The following is a 16,434-nucleotide window of genomic DNA, read 5'->3' as shown; positions in this document are numbered from 1 at the left end:
TCGAATGTGCTGCCAGCGCGCTGGCTTTTTTGAACCGGGTGGTTCAGCCTGTTACGGTGACTTGCTCCCGGGCGTATTCCACCACTTGGCCGTTGCGGATCTTGCAGGTTTTGCGCAGCTCAACCTGACCATCCACTTTGACCTTGCCCTTAGCGATCACGGCCTTGGCTTCGCCACCGCTCCCGCACAGGCCGGTGATCTTCAGCAGATCGTTCAATGCAATCGTGTCGTGCCCTTTAAGACTGAATTCACTCATGGCTGCCTTGTTTCAATTGGATGTAGAGGGCCTCGACTTTCTCTCTGGCCCACGGCGTCTTGCGCAAAAATTTCAAACTGGATTTGATGCTGGGATCTTGCTTGAAGCAATTGATATCGATCCTTTGAGCCAACCCCTCCCAGCCATAGTGCGCATGCAACTCGGTCAGCAGCGCTTCCAGGGTAACGCCTTGCAAAGGGTTTTTGGTTTGCGGGTGCTTGTTATTTTCAGGCGCGGGCATAATTGCAGGGGGAATCGTTAACCGGGTTTATTATACGTGGTGCAATCGTTCGGACATGAGGCATTTGAACCCTAATGGATATTTTTCATACCCGGCGTGCAACCTGCGGGTTAAGCAGTTTAGTAATTCATGCGCTTAGGGAGCGTTCCTTTGTGACGGGTCTTTTTTAAAAGCGGGTGCCAGTTTGTGCGGGTCGATAGCATCCCGCTGATTTTTGGCGGCGGATGCCCACCAAGTGAGCTGCGCAAAGGATCGGGAAAAATAGTTCGTCCATCTTTCCGTGTCGACGGATGCGAGAAAGCTTCCGTCCTCGGCGAGCACTTCCTGCGCTTTCGGGACATGGATCATCGCCGAAACCGGCAAACAACCCAATTCCGACAGAAAAGATCGCATCCCCACCGCCGCCCTGATACCACCCCATTGCCCCGCCGAATAAGTGACAATCGCGCTGGGTTTGTACGAAAACAGCGAACTGCCGAAGTGATTGAGCAAATGCGCCAAAGCCGGGCTGAGCGAATGATTGTATTCCGGACTCACCATGACATAACCATCCGCGGCTGCGATTTTGTCCGCCAAGGTTTGCAGTTGAACGGGCGCTTTGCCCTGAGCGTAAGCAAAGTGCGGCTTGAATATCGAACCAAGGTCTAAATCCAGCGGATCGATCAGCTCCACTGAAATATCGCCTTGGTGAAGCTGTGCCACACAAGCTCTGGCGACTCTCAGACCGAGCCGGGGCGGGTTGGGGGGTGAGCTGCTGCGGACTGTGCCGAGGAAGGTTAGGAGTTTCATGGATGTTCTAAATATTTTTAAAAAGTGCATAACGAAAGAATTGAGGGATTGTGTTTCCCTTTACAGTTTCACCTGAATGTCGATCAGGTCTTAGGTCTTAGGTCTTATTCGATCGGAGTGCGTCAATAAGTCGTATTGTTGCCTCACTTAATCGCCCGTCACGCGGAATACCAACTTCGCCGGGCTGAGACGCGCCCGCAAGCTCGGTGACGAATATAGCAGTGTCGTTGATGATGCTTCGAATTTCGTTCCATGTGATGTTCAGTGGTGCAAAGATGTCTTTTTCGGTTAAGCGAGCATCTATGTGAGCAATGGTCTTGTGACGAATGGTTAGAAGAGGCTTTGCTCGCACTAAAAGAGAATCATAGCGAGCATCAAGGACACTCATTCTTGCGGGATCAGTTTGATTGCGGATGGCTTTGAGGTAATTGAACAGTGAGGATGAATCGTGGCGATGGTCGAATAGACGGGCGACGTGAACGAAGAATGCTGTGTAATGCGCATCGCGGCATGCGAGGAAGAAGTCGCTGTGCTCGTTCATTTCGCGCTCGAAGTGCGGCAATGCTTCATTTACTTGTGCCCACCACATATCGTAGTGCGCCTTCGCGCCGATGGCGGAAGCGATAAGATCGTTAAGCAGTTTGGAGGGAATCATGCGAGGCTTAGCCTTTTGGCGTGAGGGATTACCGTAGTGGACCCGATGCGTTTTTTATCACTAGTGTGAAACAATTACGGTGTAAGCATCGTAGGTATCACCACGAAGCACGATTTTTAGAAAATAAACTTGAGTAGCTGCAATCTTGCTCTGCGATTCAATAAAGAAAATACATCCAAATTTTTCGTCTTGTGGTCCCCCGTAGCCCACTGACTTTTGAATACGAAGATCTTGCCTTCCCTCTGAGTCGAACTGCTTCTGCGCTCCAATGGCTTGCTGTTGGCACATATTAAGTGCATCTTCAGTGCGGGGCATTGTTTTTACTGCTTCTATAAATGGTGGCATTTCATCTGCCCTGACCCTTTTTATCGTTGTGTAGAAAATGCCGAAGCCAGCAGCAGCTTTCTTTTGGAAGCCATTTTGTTTGATATAAGTCTCTGCATCGATAACTTGCCCGAAGACACAAGCTGATAGCAGTAAAAATGAAAATCCAAATATTAGCTTAAGCATAAGGTGAAACCCAAAGTAATATTACGACATCAATTATCCAATAATTTCTGAAACTAGATACTTTCTATACAGTATAACAATCGAACAAACCATGCCAGCAAATACACCTTCGCTGTTTACAGCAAAAAAATCGTCGCCAACCCCAGAAAAATAAAGAATCCGCCGCTATCCGTCACGGCAGTAATCATCACGCTGGAGCCAATCGCCGGGTCGCGGCCGAATTTGCGCAGGGTCAGCGGGATCAGGACACCGAGCAACGCGGCCAGCAGCAGATTCAGCACCAGCGCCAGGGTCATGACCAGGCCGAGTTCGGCGTTCTGGTAGATGGCGAAGGTGAACAGGCCGACGATGGTTCCCCACAGCAGGCCGTTGACGATACTGACGCCGACTTCCTTGGTGATCAATTTCCAGGCGCTGCTGGTGTTGATTTGATCGAGCGCCAACGCGCGCACGATCATGGTGATGGTTTGGTTGCCCGAATTGCCGCCGATACCGGCGATAATCGGCATCAGCGCGGCGAGCGCGACCAGTTTCTCGATGGAATCTTCAAACAGGCCGATGACGCGCGAGGCGATGAACGCGGTGACCAGATTGACGGCCAGCCACACCCAACGGTTCTGCACGCTTTTTAAGACTGGTGCGAAAAGATCCTCTTCTTCGCTCAAACCGGCGAGATTCAATGCTTCGTTTTCGGCTTTGTCACGGATGAAATCGATGACGGTGTTGACGGTGACGCGGCCCAGCAGTTTGTCGTTTTCATCCACCACGGACGCGGAGACCAGATCGTAGCGCTCGAACGCATTGGCCGCTTGCTGAGCGACATCGTCCGGTTGCAGTTTGATGATTTCGTTGGTCATGACATCGGCAACCAAGGTGTCCGGATCGCTGACGAGCAGGCGGTTGATCAGCAACACGCCTTTCAATTGTTCATTCCGGTCGACCACGAAGAGCTGGTCGGTATGATCCGGCATTTCGTCCAGCATGCGCAGGTAGCGCAACACCACCTCCATGCGGACATCCTCGCGGATCGTGATGACATCGAAATCCATTAAGGCGCCGACGGAATCCTCCGGGTACGACATGGCGGCGCGCAGTTGTTCGCGTTCTTCCACGGGGAGCGAACGGAAAACGTCGTCCATGACTTCCTGCGGCAAATCGGGCGCAAGGTCGGCGATTTCGTCGGCATCGAGATATTCCGCCGCCGCGACCAGTTCCTGATTGTGCATGTCGGTAATCAGCGAGGCGCGGACGGCGTCGGAGGTTTCCAGCAGGACTTCCCCGTCCCGGTCCGATTTGACCATGCTCCAGATCAGCAGCCGGTCTTCCAGCGGCAGCGCTTCCAGAATCAGCGCAATATCGGCGGGGTGGAGTTGATCCAGAAAATGTTGCAGCTCGGACAGATTTTGTTTTTGCACCGCGGAATGAACCAGCGATTCGTCCGGTGCATCCTGCAGATTCACCAGACCTTCGACCAGCTTGTATTTGCGTAACAGAAACGTGACCTGCTGCAGCGGCGTCGGTGAATTGTCCTGATCGTTGTCGTTGTCAGTTTCAGTCATAACAGGTTTGCGCTGGCGAAGCAGCTTTCTCGTTGGGAATAAATTCAGCCTGCTTATACGCTGAATAGTTTGCAATTTAATGACCGGGAAGTATAACCGTCCGTGCTATGTCAGCACCAACAAAATATTGGACGGCTAACCGGGGTCGTTCCACTTTTTTGTATTTTTACTATGCGGCGCTGACCGTTCTTGTCGCCAGCTGACAAGAAACGTCACCTACTCTTTGCTTGATTCCTGCGTGTCCATGACAAGAATACATTTAATGTATTTGTTAATTGTATTTTCTTGAATTGTCGACCGGCAAATTCTTGATTGGCACAGTTCCTGCTTATAGATGGTTCGTAGTATGAAAAAGGCAAACCCTGCGAAAGCAGGGGACGCAAAGTCACTGATCTAACGGGCCAGTGCCCCAGGATAGCAGGACTGCCAGATAACGCTCTCGTCTTGATCATCGCAATGATTCGACAAGTATCGAACGAAGTAATGTTGATACAAGCATATCCACGCAGTTCCGTCCTTTTAACGTTAAGGAGGAACCCTAATATGAATTTCAATCATCAGAAACGACAAACTGCCAATCCGCTGGCAACGGATGACGCAACAGAGTTAATGAGAAACGCCGGAACAAGTTACATGATCAAGCTGAGTGCTGGTGTAGTGCTCATGATGCTGGTATTGGCGGCTGCTCCCGTCACCCATGCGGCCGGTCTGCTGTTTAAATCTAACTTTGGTGCGGGTATATCGCTTGGAGCACCCTATGGCTTTGCTACTAAAGGGGCTTATCAGGATATTATAGGTACAGATAAAGAAACTGGTTATAGCTGGCCGGTCTCTGCTCTAGGTGCAAATTTCTCGGGTGTGCAACTGATTACTGTCGATCCTATTACTTCTACGACGATCGGAGATTACATCAGTGGTGAAATCAGATCAGTAGCTGGGCCAAAAGGGGAAGCGGTTAATGAGCTTTTTCAACAAGTGAAAATAACCGGTGAATTGGGGCGGGCTGGTTCACAGGCGCCACTGTTGATTAGAAGACCATGGACAATAGGTGATGTCAATGATTTGTACATTACTTACTGGTTTAAGTATCAGGCAAATTTAGAAACGCAGTTGGATAATACGGTTTCGTCCGCGAATTGGCGGACACAATTCTCACTCAAGACAGGGGGGTACAATAACACAGGAGAGGGTGATTATCGGATGAGCGTGACTGTAATGAAAGGAGCTGATGGCAAGCTCTACTGGATGACAAAGGGTGATAATGTGGGCGGCGTATTCCCCACCAGGGTCGATTACTGGCGTGAAGATAATCATATTGTTCCAGTGCCGATAGATAAATGGTTTAAGTTTGAAGTTTACTGGCATCGGTCAAGTGGCACTGATGGACGCTTCTGGGCAGCCGTCGATGGCGAAGTGATAGCGGATTACCACGGGCCAAATATGGGGGATTACAATCTTCCTATAACCCGGATTTTTGTGAGCAATCCATATAGTGGTGGTCATGTGTCAGTGGATAATCACATTACCGGATTGGAGATATGGAATGACTTCCCTTGTGGCGACGGAGTGTCTTGCGTCAATGCGGATTCTGTTGCTCCGACTGTACCCACTTCACTTCTGGCGGCATTAAAATCGACTACAACCACGACAAAAGTAAAAGGTAAGACAAGAACTATTTCCTCTGCATCGGTTTCGCTATCCTGGAATGCATCCTCCGATAATATCGCTGTTGCGGGGTATTACATCTACAGGAATGGAACAAAAATTGCAGTTAGTACTTCAACGAGTTATTCAGACTCACTTGGAAATGCTACTGGGTCTATTTATAGTTACACAGTGAAGGCTTTCGATGCGATGGGTAATATATCGACAGCCAGCAATGTAGCTTCGATTGTTTATTAGAGATTTTGCATGGTGATTACGTTTGCCGGTCAGGTGCGTAATCACCGTATTTCTTGGATTATCAGGTCTGCATGCTTGGTGAACTGAATCAAATTAATAATTTCAACTGTGCAATGACGGGTTTTGTCTGAGGCCTGATCCCGCGCCATATAAAGAAAGACTCGGCCGCTTGTTCAACCAGCATACCAATTCCATCGGTTATCTGTTGCGCGCCATGTTGCAGGGCGAATTTGAGAAAAGGAGTTGGTTCATGCTGATACATCATGTCGTAGGCGAAAGTCGCCTTTGCAAATACATTAGCGGGTAATTCAGGCAGTGCATTGTGCAGGCTGGCGGAAGTAGCATTGATGATGATGTCAAAATGCTCATCGGCGAAAAACATAAAATCGCCTGCGGCAATGTTGCCATAAGTGTTGAACTGTTTCCGTAGCGCTGCTGCTTTTTCAGGGGTACGGTTAGCGATTGCCAGCAGCGAGGGCATATGCTGCAGCAACGGTAGGATGACGCCCCGTGCGGCACCACCCGCGCCCAGGAGCAGTATGCGTTTTCTCGCGATGGGAATTCCCAGATTGGATTCGATGTCGCGCACTAGCCCGATGCCATCGGTGTTGTCACCGAGAATTTCGCCGTTTTCAAATTTAAGTGTATTGACGGCCTGTGCGATGCTTGCTCGTTCGGTTAAACGGGTCGCCAGTTGATAGGCTTCCAGCTTAAATGGCACGGTGACATTCAATCCCTTTCCGCCTCGTTGGTGGAAGTCTTGCGCGGTTGCCTGAAAACCATCCAGCGGTGCCAGCAAGGCCACATATTGCATGCCCTGGTTCGTTTGTTGCGCAAAGGCGGTATGGATCAACGGTGATTTGCTATGTGAGACAGGGTTGCCGATTACGGCATAAGAATCAAGCATGGCTGGTATCTCTGATTAAATTTCCTAAGACTCAACAATTATTGACTCAGTAACATATCGGAAGCTGCGAATACCCAGGTACGGGTGATGTGCAAAATATCCGTGTCCTGGCTTATATCCGGTGGAAAGGGCGCGAATCCATTTTGCCCGGCGAGTTTAACGATATTGACAGCCGCTTCGTCGAGGATTTTTTCTCCGGATGAGCGATTGATTTCAATCGATTCCAGACTGCCATCGGCGCGGATACCGACGGTCAGTTGCAGGTTGCCATAGAGCTTTTCTTTTCTGGCGGCTTCGGGGTAATTCAAATTACCGATACGTTCGACTTTGATGCGCCAGTCCTCAACGTAGCGGGCGAATCGGTACTCTTTGGTACGCGCGCCGACAAATTTGCGTTTGGGGCGTTTCTGATAACTGTCATGGTCTTGATCGATCTGTGCTCTCAGGCGGGCGATATCCAGGCTGCGCAGCAGTAAATCGGTCGAGTCGATTGCGACCGATTTGCTTTCCGATTCGTTCTTGTGTTCCTTGGGCAGCTCGATCTGGGGCGTTTCGCTGACAGCGGCCATCAGCTTCTTGGCTTCTTGCTCCAGTTGTTTAACTTTTTGCTGCGCAATACTCTCAGCGATAACCGGTTTGTTTCTTGGTAGTACCGGGAACGGCGTTTTTGCCCGGCGATCCTCTTCCGTGTTGCCTCCGCCATCCAGATTATCTTGCGCCAGTAATTGGGATTCTTTCGGTTTTGTCTGTGTCTTGTTGTTAACCAGCACTACTTCCAAGGATGAGGCAATCTTGTCGGATTTCGGTTGCGGAAACTGAAAAGTCACACCGAAGAATACAAGGGCATGTAACAACAAAGAAGCCATCATCGCGGCAACTAGACGATGGCTCTGTAAGTACTGATAACCAGCCAGCGCTAAAGGTGAAGTTGCGAGAGTTTGAGTGGTCACAGCCTAAGGGTTAAACCTTGAGTTAAGTCTATACGCTACAGATGATTGCATTATTTTAGGCAACAACAATGGGCTTGTCACATGATTCATGCAGATTCATGGAAGATAGGTCTTTATGCATCCAGTTTTTGCAAAAATTCCGCATGCAAGGTGCGTTCCAACAAGTCGATCCCAGATAATTTAAGTTTGACATAAGCACCCGGCGCCATCTCAGGCAACGAAGGAACTCGCGCGACGAAGGGGATATGATCGAGTTTTACTAAATTTTCCTTGATAACCTGAGCGTTCACGGTTTGAATCTTTTCCTGCAATAACCAGCGCAGGCACCAGTAACGTTCCATGGCACGCTGGAATTCGCCATAAATCCCGTAGGCTGTTTCAAAGTCGCGCATGGCGATTAAAAGGCTGTTGCTGTCCTTGTGGTAGGGTGGTGCTTCATTGCGTAGCATGGCGATGAGTTGCCTTTGATTGATCAGATCGACATACCGCCGCATCGGAGAACTGCTCCAGGCGTATTGGGAAACGCCCAATCCTTGGTGAGGTGCGGGAGAGATGCCCATTTTCACTTTGCCATTGGTTTGGCTGCGAAAAATACCGATGATACCGGCATCGGTGAGTTGTTTGCCCCACTCCGTATTCACATAAATCATCAATTCGGATACGACCTTATCGATCGGCGAACCGCGTCTGCGCTCGCTGATCGTGACATGATCGCCATTGATTTCAAAGCTGTAATCGACTTTATCGCTATTACTGTCATTGGTTTTGCCACGCTGAATTTCCATTTTGCAAGCAAATTTCCATAAGAGACTCAATTCTTTGCTGAAGGTATGCGTGAAATCGCCTTTGTTTAAAGCGGTTTCGTTGAAATGCTGCTCCAGCGCATTGTTGCGCAGGTTTGCGACAATGTTGATTTTTTCAAGCCGGCTTTCAGTAGCCGTGACGGTGAAATCATCCGATACATCCAGATACAAGGACAGGACCGGGCACAATTTGCTTTCAGCCAACGTAAAGTGATTGATCACCGCATCTGGCAGCATGGTGATTTTTTTTCCAGGCAAGTACACCGTGGAAAGTCTGGATGAAGCGGTTTTGTCGAGTGTTGATTCAGGGATAATTCCCAATGCCGGTGCTGCAATATGAATGCCGATGCGGAAACTTCCCAAAGGCAATGGGGTTACGGAAAATGCGTCGTCAATTTCTGTCGTTGAGGCATCATCAATACTGAATGCCGCAACATTGGCTACCGCTAAATCAAGCGGAACATCATCAACCGACTGTGATTCCAGTTCACCGAAACCAGTGCCTTCAGGAAAATATTCCCAGATGAATTGATTGAAATGGTAATCGTGAGAAGACGGAATAGCGCCGCATTTTTCCAGTAATCTTACGGCAGTGAGTTTTTTATCCGTACAGACGGCCTCGAGGGCTTTCCATTCCAGCGAGTTCTTATCCGGTTTATAGAGTAAACCGGAGATGCACGATTGGAATTCCTCGGGCAGGATGAATTGATTTAGCTGTTCAACATAGCGTGCTTGTTGCGCAGCTTGCAGGCGCTTTTTTTCCTGACCGGCGAGCGCGGCCTTCAGTGCATCCGGCGGCGCGGCTTTGTAGCGGCCGTGTCCTTTTTTATAGAAATACATCGGCGCATTTTGCAGCAGCAGCAAGGTCGCGGCCGATTCAACCGGGCTCGGGGAATGGCCAAAGTAATCTGCAGCCAGCGTATCGCTGGTAAATTCGGTTTCTTGCGCGCAGCATTCCCAAAGAAAATCAGGATCCAATTCATCGGTTATTTTTTGTACATGCCCCATGAATTCGGTTAAAGGCGGTTTATCGAACCTGAACAACACGGACGAGGCCTTGATTTTCGATCGTTTGCCATGCACAGCCTCTATTTGCAGCGACGTTGTATTGTCAGCCAGAATAGTGCCTATCTTAAAGGTTCCAGCTTCTTCATAAAAAACATTCATGAGATTGTTTTTGCAGGGTCGATTGAATAATCGGGGTTCAGTTATTGTATCGGGAGGAAATGCATTATCATCATAAAATTAAAGGCTTAAACAATACTAAAAGACTTTTTTTGTGATGTGAAAAACTGCTCAGCGATTTGCATTATATACGAGACATCGGTTGAATAAAAAAACAGTAGACCATGATTGCCGGGAATGGTGCCGGTATTTCTCAGGATACTGATTGATGTCCGGGATGTTACTGATGCTTGATCAAGCAATTCTCTGGCGCCGGTATGAGGAAGATCGGAGCTGAATTAAAAAGTTTCCGGTAAGGTGTGGCGCGCGTGCTGTCAATGAACTGCATATTGTTGAAGTGAAAAAGAGATTTAATCGTTCTGGTGCTTTTTAACGAACGACTGAATGGTGTTTTTCAATTCGGAATCCGGCAGTGTTGCGGCTAATTGATTTAAGCATGTTTTTCCGCTTGAACTTAATTTTAATTTTTTCTTGTTGTATCCATGTCTTGCTGATGGTTTTGCGTTTTTGGCAGCGTAATCCGCTTGCACCAAAATTTGAATTGCAGTAACTTGCCACTCTAATTTCTGCAGCTTAAGCAACAGTGATGGAGAAATTTGCTTTAGTTTTGCAGCGATTGCGCCATTCTCGGCCACTATGGTCAATCTGCCGTCCGTGATCCGGCCAAGGTTACAATGCTGTGCCAATTGGGTTGGGATCAGCTTGGAAAATGTGGATTGATCTTCATGCAGTTTTTGAGCCGCTGTGAACAGGCTCGCGTATTCAGGTGTTTTGCCAAGCAGGTTAAAGTAAGCGTTAACTTTATGAGAGGCCATGGGTATTTAATCGATATCCAGTGAAAACAAAGTATGAATATTATTTTTATTTCAAATAATTCGGAACGAGCGCGTAAGCTGGCGTTAACCAAAGTCCATATTGTATTATTAATGAGCGCTTTATTACTCGTCATTGTGACGGTAGCGCTGAGTTTGAATTTTGTTTCATTGCGCTACGCCGATCGGATCGATGCGCCTCTTCTGAGAGCCGTATTGGTTAATCCGCAAGAAGAACGGCATCAGAAGATTCAAACGCATCTGCAAGATAACTTGAATATCATGGCGAGTAAATTAGGCCAAATGCAGGCGCAGTTACTCCGCTTGGATGCTTTGGGTGAGCGTCTGGCGGAATCTTCAGGAATCAAATCGGGGGATTTCTCATTTAATCAAATGCCGGGACAGGGCGGTGCGCGGAATGATCTGTCCGCTGAAGCGCTGTCATTTTCTGAGTTCAGCCTCAAGTTGCAGGAATTATCCAATATGCTGGATGAAAGAACGGATAAGCTGGGGGCATTAGATTCCTTGTTGCGGCATGACCGGATCACAAAGTTTGTGTTGCCCTCCGAGATGCCGGTTGAGACCGATTGGTTTTCTTCCGGTTACGGATACCGGATCGATCCGTTTACTGGAAAGCGAGCGTTTCATGAAGGTGTGGATTTTACTGCGGAAGTGGGCGCACCCATCAAAGCCGCTGCGGGCGGTGTGGTGATCTATTCTGATAGGCATCCTGAGTATGGTAATATGGTTGAAATTGATCATGGTGATGATTTGGTTACGCGGTATGCACATGCATCGAAGCGTCTGGTGAATCTCGGAGAGGTTGTATTGCAGGGGCAGAAAATAGCTGAAGTTGGCAATACCGGCCGTTCCACGGGGCCGCATTTGCATTTTGAAATCCGGCATAAAGACAAACCGCAGAATCCAGCCAAATTTTTGAAAAAGCCGGGTTAAATGGGAGCACTGATTTCTTCAGGATTTTTGCAGGGTGAGAAATATGCTCACCCTTTGTTTTTTTAGACAATGTATTCATACGGAATATTTAGAGACTTATGCTAGGCAATCTACTTAAGAAAATTTTTGGCAGCCGCAATGACCGGATGATCAAACAGTATACCCAGGCTGTGCGATCTATCAATGAACTGGAACCGGCTATTGCAGAGTTGCCGGATACCGACTTACGTGGCAAGACGGATGAATTCAAGCAGCGTATTCAAAATGGCGAAACACTGGATGCATTGCTGCCCGAAGCATTTGCTGTGGTTCGTGAGACTGGCAAGCGGGTTCTCGGGATGCGTCATTTTGATGCGCAGCTTATCGGCGGCATGGTTTTGCACGGCGGTAAAATTGCCGAGATGCGTACCGGCGAGGGAAAAACGCTCATGGCAACATTGCCGGCCTACTTGAATGCATTGTCGGGCAAGGGCGTGCACGTTGTCACCGTGAATGATTACCTGGCAAAGCGCGATGCTGAGTGGATGGGTAAGATCTACCGGTTTCTTGGAATGAGTGTCGGAGTTATTTATGCGCAGATGCCGCATGACGAAAAACAAGCTGCTTATGCGGCTGATATCACTTACGGCACCAATAACGAGTATGGCTTTGATTATTTGCGCGACAATATGGTAGCGCATGCGAATGAACGTGCGCAGCGCGTGCTTAATTTCGCAATCGTGGACGAAGTGGATTCGATTTTAATTGATGAGGCGCGCACGCCGCTCATCATTTCGGGCCAGGCGGAAGGTGATACCGAGATCTATGTGCGCATTAACGCACTGGTGCCAAAACTTATCCGGCAGGAAACGGAGGAAAGTCAAGGTGACTATAGTGTGGATGAAAAGTCTCATCAGGTCACGCTGAGCGAAGCCGGTTTTGAACATGCGGAGAAGTTGCTGGAATCGGCTGGACTGCTCAAAACAGGATCTAGCCTTTATGATCCGGCCAATATCAATTTAGTGCATCACCTTATTGCAGGTCTGCGCGCTCATAATTTGTATTTGCTTGATCAGCACTATGTCGTGCAAAACGATGAAGTAGTGATCGTGGATGAATTCACCGGGCGCTTGATGTCCGGCCGCCGTTGGTCCGATGGTTTGCATCAAGCGGTGGAGGCGAAAGAAGGTGTCGCTATTCAGAAAGAAAATCAGACACTTGCTTCCATTACTTTTCAAAATTACTTCCGTATGTACCAAAAATTGTCGGGTATGACCGGTACTGCCGATACGGAAGCAGCTGAATTTCAACAGATTTATGGATTGGAAACCATCATTATTCCAACACATAGACCGATGATTCGGGAAGATCGTATGGATCAGATATTCCGTACGATGAAAGAGAAAAATGAAGCGATTGTTCGTGAAATCAGAGAATGTTATGAAAGTGGCCAGCCGGTATTGGTTGGTACGACTTCTATTGAAAATAACGAGTTATTGTCCAGGTTGCTGGATCGCGACAAACTTCCGCATCAAGTTTTGAATGCTAAACAGCATGCCAGCGAAGCGAGTATTGTCGCACAAGCAGGCCGGCCTAAAATGATTACGATAGCGACTAATATGGCGGGTCGCGGAACGGACATTGTGCTGGGCGGGAACCCGGAACCTGAAATAGAACAGATACGGCATGATGAAAAATTAAGTGATGAAGTAAAAGAGAAACGCATTCAAGAAGTGCAAGAAAAATGGAAATTGACGCATGAGGAAGTGCTGAAGAAAGGCGGTTTGCATATCATCGGTACAGAGCGGCACGAATCCCGGCGGGTGGATAATCAATTGCGCGGACGTTCCGGCAGGCAGGGAGATCCGGGTTCCAGCCGTTTTTTTCTTTCGCTTGAAGATCCTTTGTTACGTATTTTTGCCTCGGATCGTGTAGCCAGTATCATGACGCGCCTTAAAATGCCGGAAGGCGAGGCTATTGAGCATCCATGGGTTACCCGCGCGATTGAAAACGCGCAGCGCAAGGTGGAAGCGAGAAACTTCGATATGCGTAAGCAGTTGCTGGAATACGATGATGTTGCGAATGATCAGCGGCAGGTCATTTATCAGCAGCGAAATGAGTTATTGGAAGCGGAACAGGATATCTCGGAAACGATAACCGCAATACGCGAGAGTGTTTTGGGAGACTTGTTCAATCTCTATATTCCCCCGCAAAGTGTCGAGGAGCAATGGGATGTTGCGGGATTGGAGAAAGCCCTGGCAGCGGAGTATCAATTGCATTTCCCGGTGCGCGAGTGGCTTGAAGAAGAATCCGGCCTGCATGAAGAGAATTTACTCCAACGCATTATTGATCTTGCAAGTGACCATTATCAGACTAAGGTTGCACAAGTCGGCGCGGATATCATGCATCACTACGAGCGTGTGGTGATGTTGCAAATCCTCGATTCACATTGGCGAGAGCATTTGGCGGGATTGGATCATTTGCGCCAAGGCATTCACCTGCGCGGCTATGCGCAGAAAAACCCCAAACAGGAATATAAGCGCGAGGCGTTTGAACTTTTTACGATTATGCTCGAAGAAGTCAAGCGAGAAGTTACCAAAATACTGTTGACGGTACAAATCAAGAATGAGCAGCAGGTAGAAGCTGTGACAGACACTTTGCGGTCACCGGAAAATATACAACTTCATCATGAAACTTATGAAGAAGCGTTGGTGGAAGAGAACGGGTATATACAAACTGAGGATGATAAAACCCAGCCCTTTGTGCGTCAAAATGAGAAAGTAGGCCGCAACCAACCCTGCCCCTGCGGTTCAGGTAAGAAATATAAGCAATGCCATGGAAAAATAAAGTAAATCATAATAAACAGTATGTTATTGTAATTAAACTGAGTGAGCCTATCGCAAATATAAATACTTCCAGGATTGCTATAATCCTTAAAACGATTGTGGTATACTGCGCGCTTTTGTAGTTTGGGTAACGTAATTAACAAATAAATCTAATAGGGATTGGAAGAGGTTTTTTCCTTTGTTGTATTGATAATCTTACAATATTATTACTGATGGAATGATTGAACATGGCGGATAGTTTCAGCATTAATGAAGAGATGAGCGGCAGGAGAAAGTTCCTTGTGGCTGCAACCTCAGTAGCAGGTGGAATTGCTGGCGCTGCGATTGCAACGCCTTTTTTATTGAGCATGATGCCTAGCGAACGGGCGAAAGCAGCTGGAGCCCCTGTAGAAGTTGACATATCCAAGCTTGAACCTGGAATGCTGTTAATGGTTGAATGGCGCGGAAAAGTCGTTTGGATTTTAAATCGTACGCCAGATATGTTGGAAAGTCTGGTTAAAGTTGAAGGTCAGCTTGCTGACCCGAATTCGGATAAGAAACAGCAACCGGATTATGCAAAAAATCGTACACGTTCAATAAAACCTGAGATCTTGGTTGCTGAGGGTGTTTGTACGCACTTAGGTTGCTCGCCTGTATTCAGGAAGGATGTGGCGCCTGCAGATCTGGGTCCCGATTGGTTGGGTGGTTTTTTCTGTCCATGTCACGGTTCAAAATTTGATTTGGCAGGGCGCGTGTATAAAAGTGTGCCGGCTCCAACTAATATGGTTGTTCCTCCTCATGTATATTTGAGCGATAGTCGGCTTTTGATTGGATCTGAAAGCGAGGGATCTGCGTAAATGAGTAATATATTTAATTCAATGCTTGCCTGGGTCGATAAACGTTTTCCGTTGTCGTCAAACTGGAAAGCACACTTGTCCGAATATTATGCACCGAAGAATTTTAATTTCTGGTACTTCTTTGGTTCATTAGCTTTATTGGTTCTTGTCAATCAGTTGCTGACGGGAATTTTTCTTACCATGAATTACAAACCGGATGCCAGTCAAGCTTTTGCATCGGTTGAATATATCATGCGTGATGTGGATTATGGCTGGTTAATCCGTTACATGCATTCGACGGGCGCATCGATGTTTTTCGTCGTGGTCTACCTTCATATGTTCCGTGGAATGATGTATGGATCATACCGTAAGCCGAGAGAGCTACTCTGGTTGATCGGGATGGTTATATTTTTTGTGCTGATGAGCTTGGCCTTCACCGGATATATTCTTCCATGGGGGCAAATGTCTTATTGGGGAGCGCAAGTAATTGTTAGTATGTTTGGAGCAATTCCGAGTATCGGGGAAACATTGCAACAATGGTTGTTGGGAGATTTTACACTCTCCGATGCTGCCCTGAACCGCTTCTTTGCCTATCATGTTGTGACATTACCCTTAGTATTGCTGGTTTTGGTTTTTGTGCATATTTTAGCGTTACATGAGACGGGATCTAATAATCCTGATGGCATAGAGATTAAAGAGAACAAAAATCCTGAAACGGGTATTCCCGTGGATGGCATTCCATTCCATCCTTATTATTCTGTTAAGGATATCGTTGGTGTCGTAGTATTTCTGATTGTATTTTGCGGAATTATCTTCTTTGCTCCGGAAATGGGCGGGTACTTCCTGGAATATAACAATTTTATCCCAGCAAATACTTTGCAAACACCGGATCATATTGCACCGGTCTGGTACTTCACTCCTTACTACTCGATGTTACGGGCTGTAACAGTCAACTTTCTGGGTATTGATGCTAAGCTTTGGGGTGTTATTTTGATGGCAGGCTCTGTAGTGGTTTTTTGTTTCTTGCCATGGCTGGATAGAAGTCCGGTCAAATCGATACGTTATAAAGGCCCTTATTTCAAAATAGCATTGACACTTTTTGTGATTAGCTTTTTTGTACTGGGCTGGCTGGGAACAAAATCTCCAACACCTTTATACACGTTGCTGGCACAAATCTTTACAGTCATTTATTTTGCATTCTTTGTTTTGATGCCATGGTATAGCAAGATAGATAAAACAAAGCCTGAACCAAAAAGACTAAAAGAGTAGAA

15 protein-coding genes and 1 riboswitch are annotated in these 16,434 nt (G+C 47.5%); of the genes, 5 read left to right on the top strand and 10 right to left on the bottom strand.

From position 1 onward, the window contains the following. Positions 1-43 precede the first annotated feature (43 nt). From R2103_RS12200 to mgtE, 6 genes are all read right to left on the bottom strand, one after another. A complete protein-coding gene (locus R2103_RS12200) occupies positions 44-256 on the bottom strand; it encodes an RNA-binding S4 domain-containing protein (protein ID WP_317531663.1) in 213 nt (70 codons plus the stop codon). Beyond that, on the bottom strand, positions 249-497 hold the full coding sequence (locus tag R2103_RS12195; RefSeq protein ID WP_317531662.1) for a VF530 family protein: 249 nt from the start codon (positions 495-497) through the stop codon (positions 249-251). The genes R2103_RS12200 and R2103_RS12195 overlap by 8 nt, the downstream gene beginning before the upstream one ends. Positions 498-632: 135 nt before the next feature. Then, on the bottom strand, positions 633-1,286 hold the full coding sequence (locus R2103_RS12190) for an NAD(P)H-dependent oxidoreductase (protein WP_317531661.1): 654 nt from the start codon (positions 1,284-1,286) through the stop codon (positions 633-635). A 97-nt stretch (positions 1,287-1,383) separates the two neighbouring features. Next, on the bottom strand, positions 1,384-1,941 hold the full coding sequence (locus R2103_RS12185; protein ID WP_317531660.1) for a hypothetical protein: 558 nt from the start codon (positions 1,939-1,941) through the stop codon (positions 1,384-1,386). Positions 1,942-2,001: 60 nt separating this feature from the next. Next, entirely contained in the window at positions 2,002-2,451 is a 450-nt protein-coding gene (locus tag R2103_RS12180) for a hypothetical protein (RefSeq protein ID WP_317531659.1), read from the bottom strand. A 116-nt stretch (positions 2,452-2,567) separates the two neighbouring features. Further along, positions 2,568-4,010 (bottom strand): magnesium transporter, encoded by a 1,443-nt coding sequence (gene mgtE / locus R2103_RS12175; protein WP_317531658.1) that lies wholly within the window; start codon positions 4,008-4,010, stop codon positions 2,568-2,570. 344 nt (positions 4,011-4,354) lie between these two features. Beyond that, positions 4,355-4,441, top strand: a riboswitch (cyclic di-GMP riboswitch). A 112-nt stretch (positions 4,442-4,553) separates the two neighbouring features. Between mgtE and R2103_RS12170 the strand changes: the two genes are divergently transcribed. Further along, positions 4,554-5,912 (top strand): hypothetical protein, encoded by a 1,359-nt coding sequence (locus R2103_RS12170; RefSeq protein WP_317531657.1) that lies wholly within the window; start codon positions 4,554-4,556, stop codon positions 5,910-5,912. A gap of 88 nt (positions 5,913-6,000) precedes the next feature. On the opposite strand, the gene aroE is transcribed toward R2103_RS12170, so the two are convergent. The 4 genes from aroE to R2103_RS12150 form a co-directional block, all read right to left on the bottom strand. Then, positions 6,001-6,819: a shikimate dehydrogenase gene (gene aroE / locus R2103_RS12165; RefSeq protein WP_317531656.1), complete on the bottom strand. Its 819-nt coding sequence runs from the start codon at positions 6,817-6,819 to the stop codon at positions 6,001-6,003. A 38-nt stretch (positions 6,820-6,857) separates the two neighbouring features. After that, positions 6,858-7,688 (bottom strand): energy transducer TonB, encoded by an 831-nt coding sequence (locus R2103_RS12160; RefSeq protein WP_411172646.1) that lies wholly within the window; start codon positions 7,686-7,688, stop codon positions 6,858-6,860. A gap of 194 nt (positions 7,689-7,882) precedes the next feature. Then, entirely contained in the window at positions 7,883-9,739 is a 1,857-nt protein-coding gene (locus R2103_RS12155) for a ribonuclease catalytic domain-containing protein (RefSeq protein ID WP_317531654.1), read from the bottom strand. 368 nt (positions 9,740-10,107) lie between these two features. After that, a complete protein-coding gene (locus R2103_RS12150; RefSeq protein ID WP_317531653.1) occupies positions 10,108-10,572 on the bottom strand; it encodes a DUF721 domain-containing protein in 465 nt (154 codons plus the stop codon). Positions 10,573-10,605: 33 nt separating this feature from the next. On the opposite strand from R2103_RS12150, the gene R2103_RS12145 reads away from it, so the two are divergent. The 4 genes from R2103_RS12145 to R2103_RS12130 all read left to right on the top strand — a co-directional run bounded on the left by R2103_RS12145 (position 10,606) and on the right by R2103_RS12130 (position 16,432). Beyond that, on the top strand, positions 10,606-11,523 hold the full coding sequence (locus R2103_RS12145; protein WP_317531652.1) for a M23 family metallopeptidase: 918 nt from the start codon (positions 10,606-10,608) through the stop codon (positions 11,521-11,523). Between the two features lie 98 nt (positions 11,524-11,621). Further along, positions 11,622-14,354, top strand: a complete 2,733-nt coding sequence (gene secA, locus R2103_RS12140) for a preprotein translocase subunit SecA (RefSeq protein WP_317531651.1) — start codon at positions 11,622-11,624, stop codon at positions 14,352-14,354. A 221-nt stretch (positions 14,355-14,575) separates the two neighbouring features. Next, positions 14,576-15,184, top strand: coding sequence for a ubiquinol-cytochrome c reductase iron-sulfur subunit (gene petA, locus R2103_RS12135; RefSeq protein ID WP_132429185.1), 609 nt, complete (start codon positions 14,576-14,578; stop codon positions 15,182-15,184). Further along, positions 15,185-16,432 carry a cytochrome bc complex cytochrome b subunit gene (locus R2103_RS12130; RefSeq protein WP_317531650.1) on the top strand — a complete coding sequence of 416 codons (1,248 nt, stop codon included), beginning with the start codon at positions 15,185-15,187 and terminating at the stop codon, positions 16,430-16,432. Positions 16,433-16,434 lie beyond the last annotated feature (2 nt).

This window comes from Nitrosomonas sp. Is24 (assembly GCF_033063335.1).
Classification (GTDB): Bacteria; Pseudomonadota; Gammaproteobacteria; order Burkholderiales; family Nitrosomonadaceae; genus Nitrosomonas.
This window is presented reverse-complemented; position numbering and strand designations above follow the sequence as displayed.

Bases quoted from the DNA above. Each gene is read 5' to 3' on its own strand.
- secA (WP_317531651.1), top strand. From the start codon at position 11,622: ATGCTAGGCAATCTACTTAAGAAAATTTTTGGCAGCCGCAATGACCGG.
- R2103_RS12130 (WP_317531650.1), top strand. From the start codon at position 15,185: ATGAGTAATATATTTAATTCAATGCTTGCCTGGGTCGATAAACGTTTT.
- R2103_RS12195 (WP_317531662.1), bottom strand. From the start codon at position 497: ATGCCCGCGCCTGAAAATAACAAGCACCCGCAAACCAAAAACCCTTTG.
- R2103_RS12185 (WP_317531660.1), bottom strand. From the start codon at position 1,941: ATGATTCCCTCCAAACTGCTTAACGATCTTATCGCTTCCGCCATCGGC.
- aroE (WP_317531656.1), bottom strand. From the start codon at position 6,819: ATGCTTGATTCTTATGCCGTAATCGGCAACCCTGTCTCACATAGCAAA.
- mgtE (WP_317531658.1), bottom strand. From the start codon at position 4,010: ATGACTGAAACTGACAACGACAACGATCAGGACAATTCACCGACGCCG.
- R2103_RS12200 (WP_317531663.1), bottom strand. From the start codon at position 256: ATGAGTGAATTCAGTCTTAAAGGGCACGACACGATTGCATTGAACGAT.
- R2103_RS12155 (WP_317531654.1), bottom strand. From the start codon at position 9,739: ATGAATGTTTTTTATGAAGAAGCTGGAACCTTTAAGATAGGCACTATT.
- R2103_RS12150 (WP_317531653.1), bottom strand. From the start codon at position 10,572: ATGGCCTCTCATAAAGTTAACGCTTACTTTAACCTGCTTGGCAAAACA.
- R2103_RS12190 (WP_317531661.1), bottom strand. From the start codon at position 1,286: ATGAAACTCCTAACCTTCCTCGGCACAGTCCGCAGCAGCTCACCCCCC.
- R2103_RS12170 (WP_317531657.1), top strand. From the start codon at position 4,554: ATGAATTTCAATCATCAGAAACGACAAACTGCCAATCCGCTGGCAACG.
- R2103_RS12180 (WP_317531659.1), bottom strand. From the start codon at position 2,451: ATGCTTAAGCTAATATTTGGATTTTCATTTTTACTGCTATCAGCTTGT.
- petA (WP_132429185.1), top strand. From the start codon at position 14,576: ATGGCGGATAGTTTCAGCATTAATGAAGAGATGAGCGGCAGGAGAAAG.
- R2103_RS12145 (WP_317531652.1), top strand. From the start codon at position 10,606: ATGAATATTATTTTTATTTCAAATAATTCGGAACGAGCGCGTAAGCTG.
- R2103_RS12160 (WP_411172646.1), bottom strand. From the start codon at position 7,688: ATGATGGCTTCTTTGTTGTTACATGCCCTTGTATTCTTCGGTGTGACT.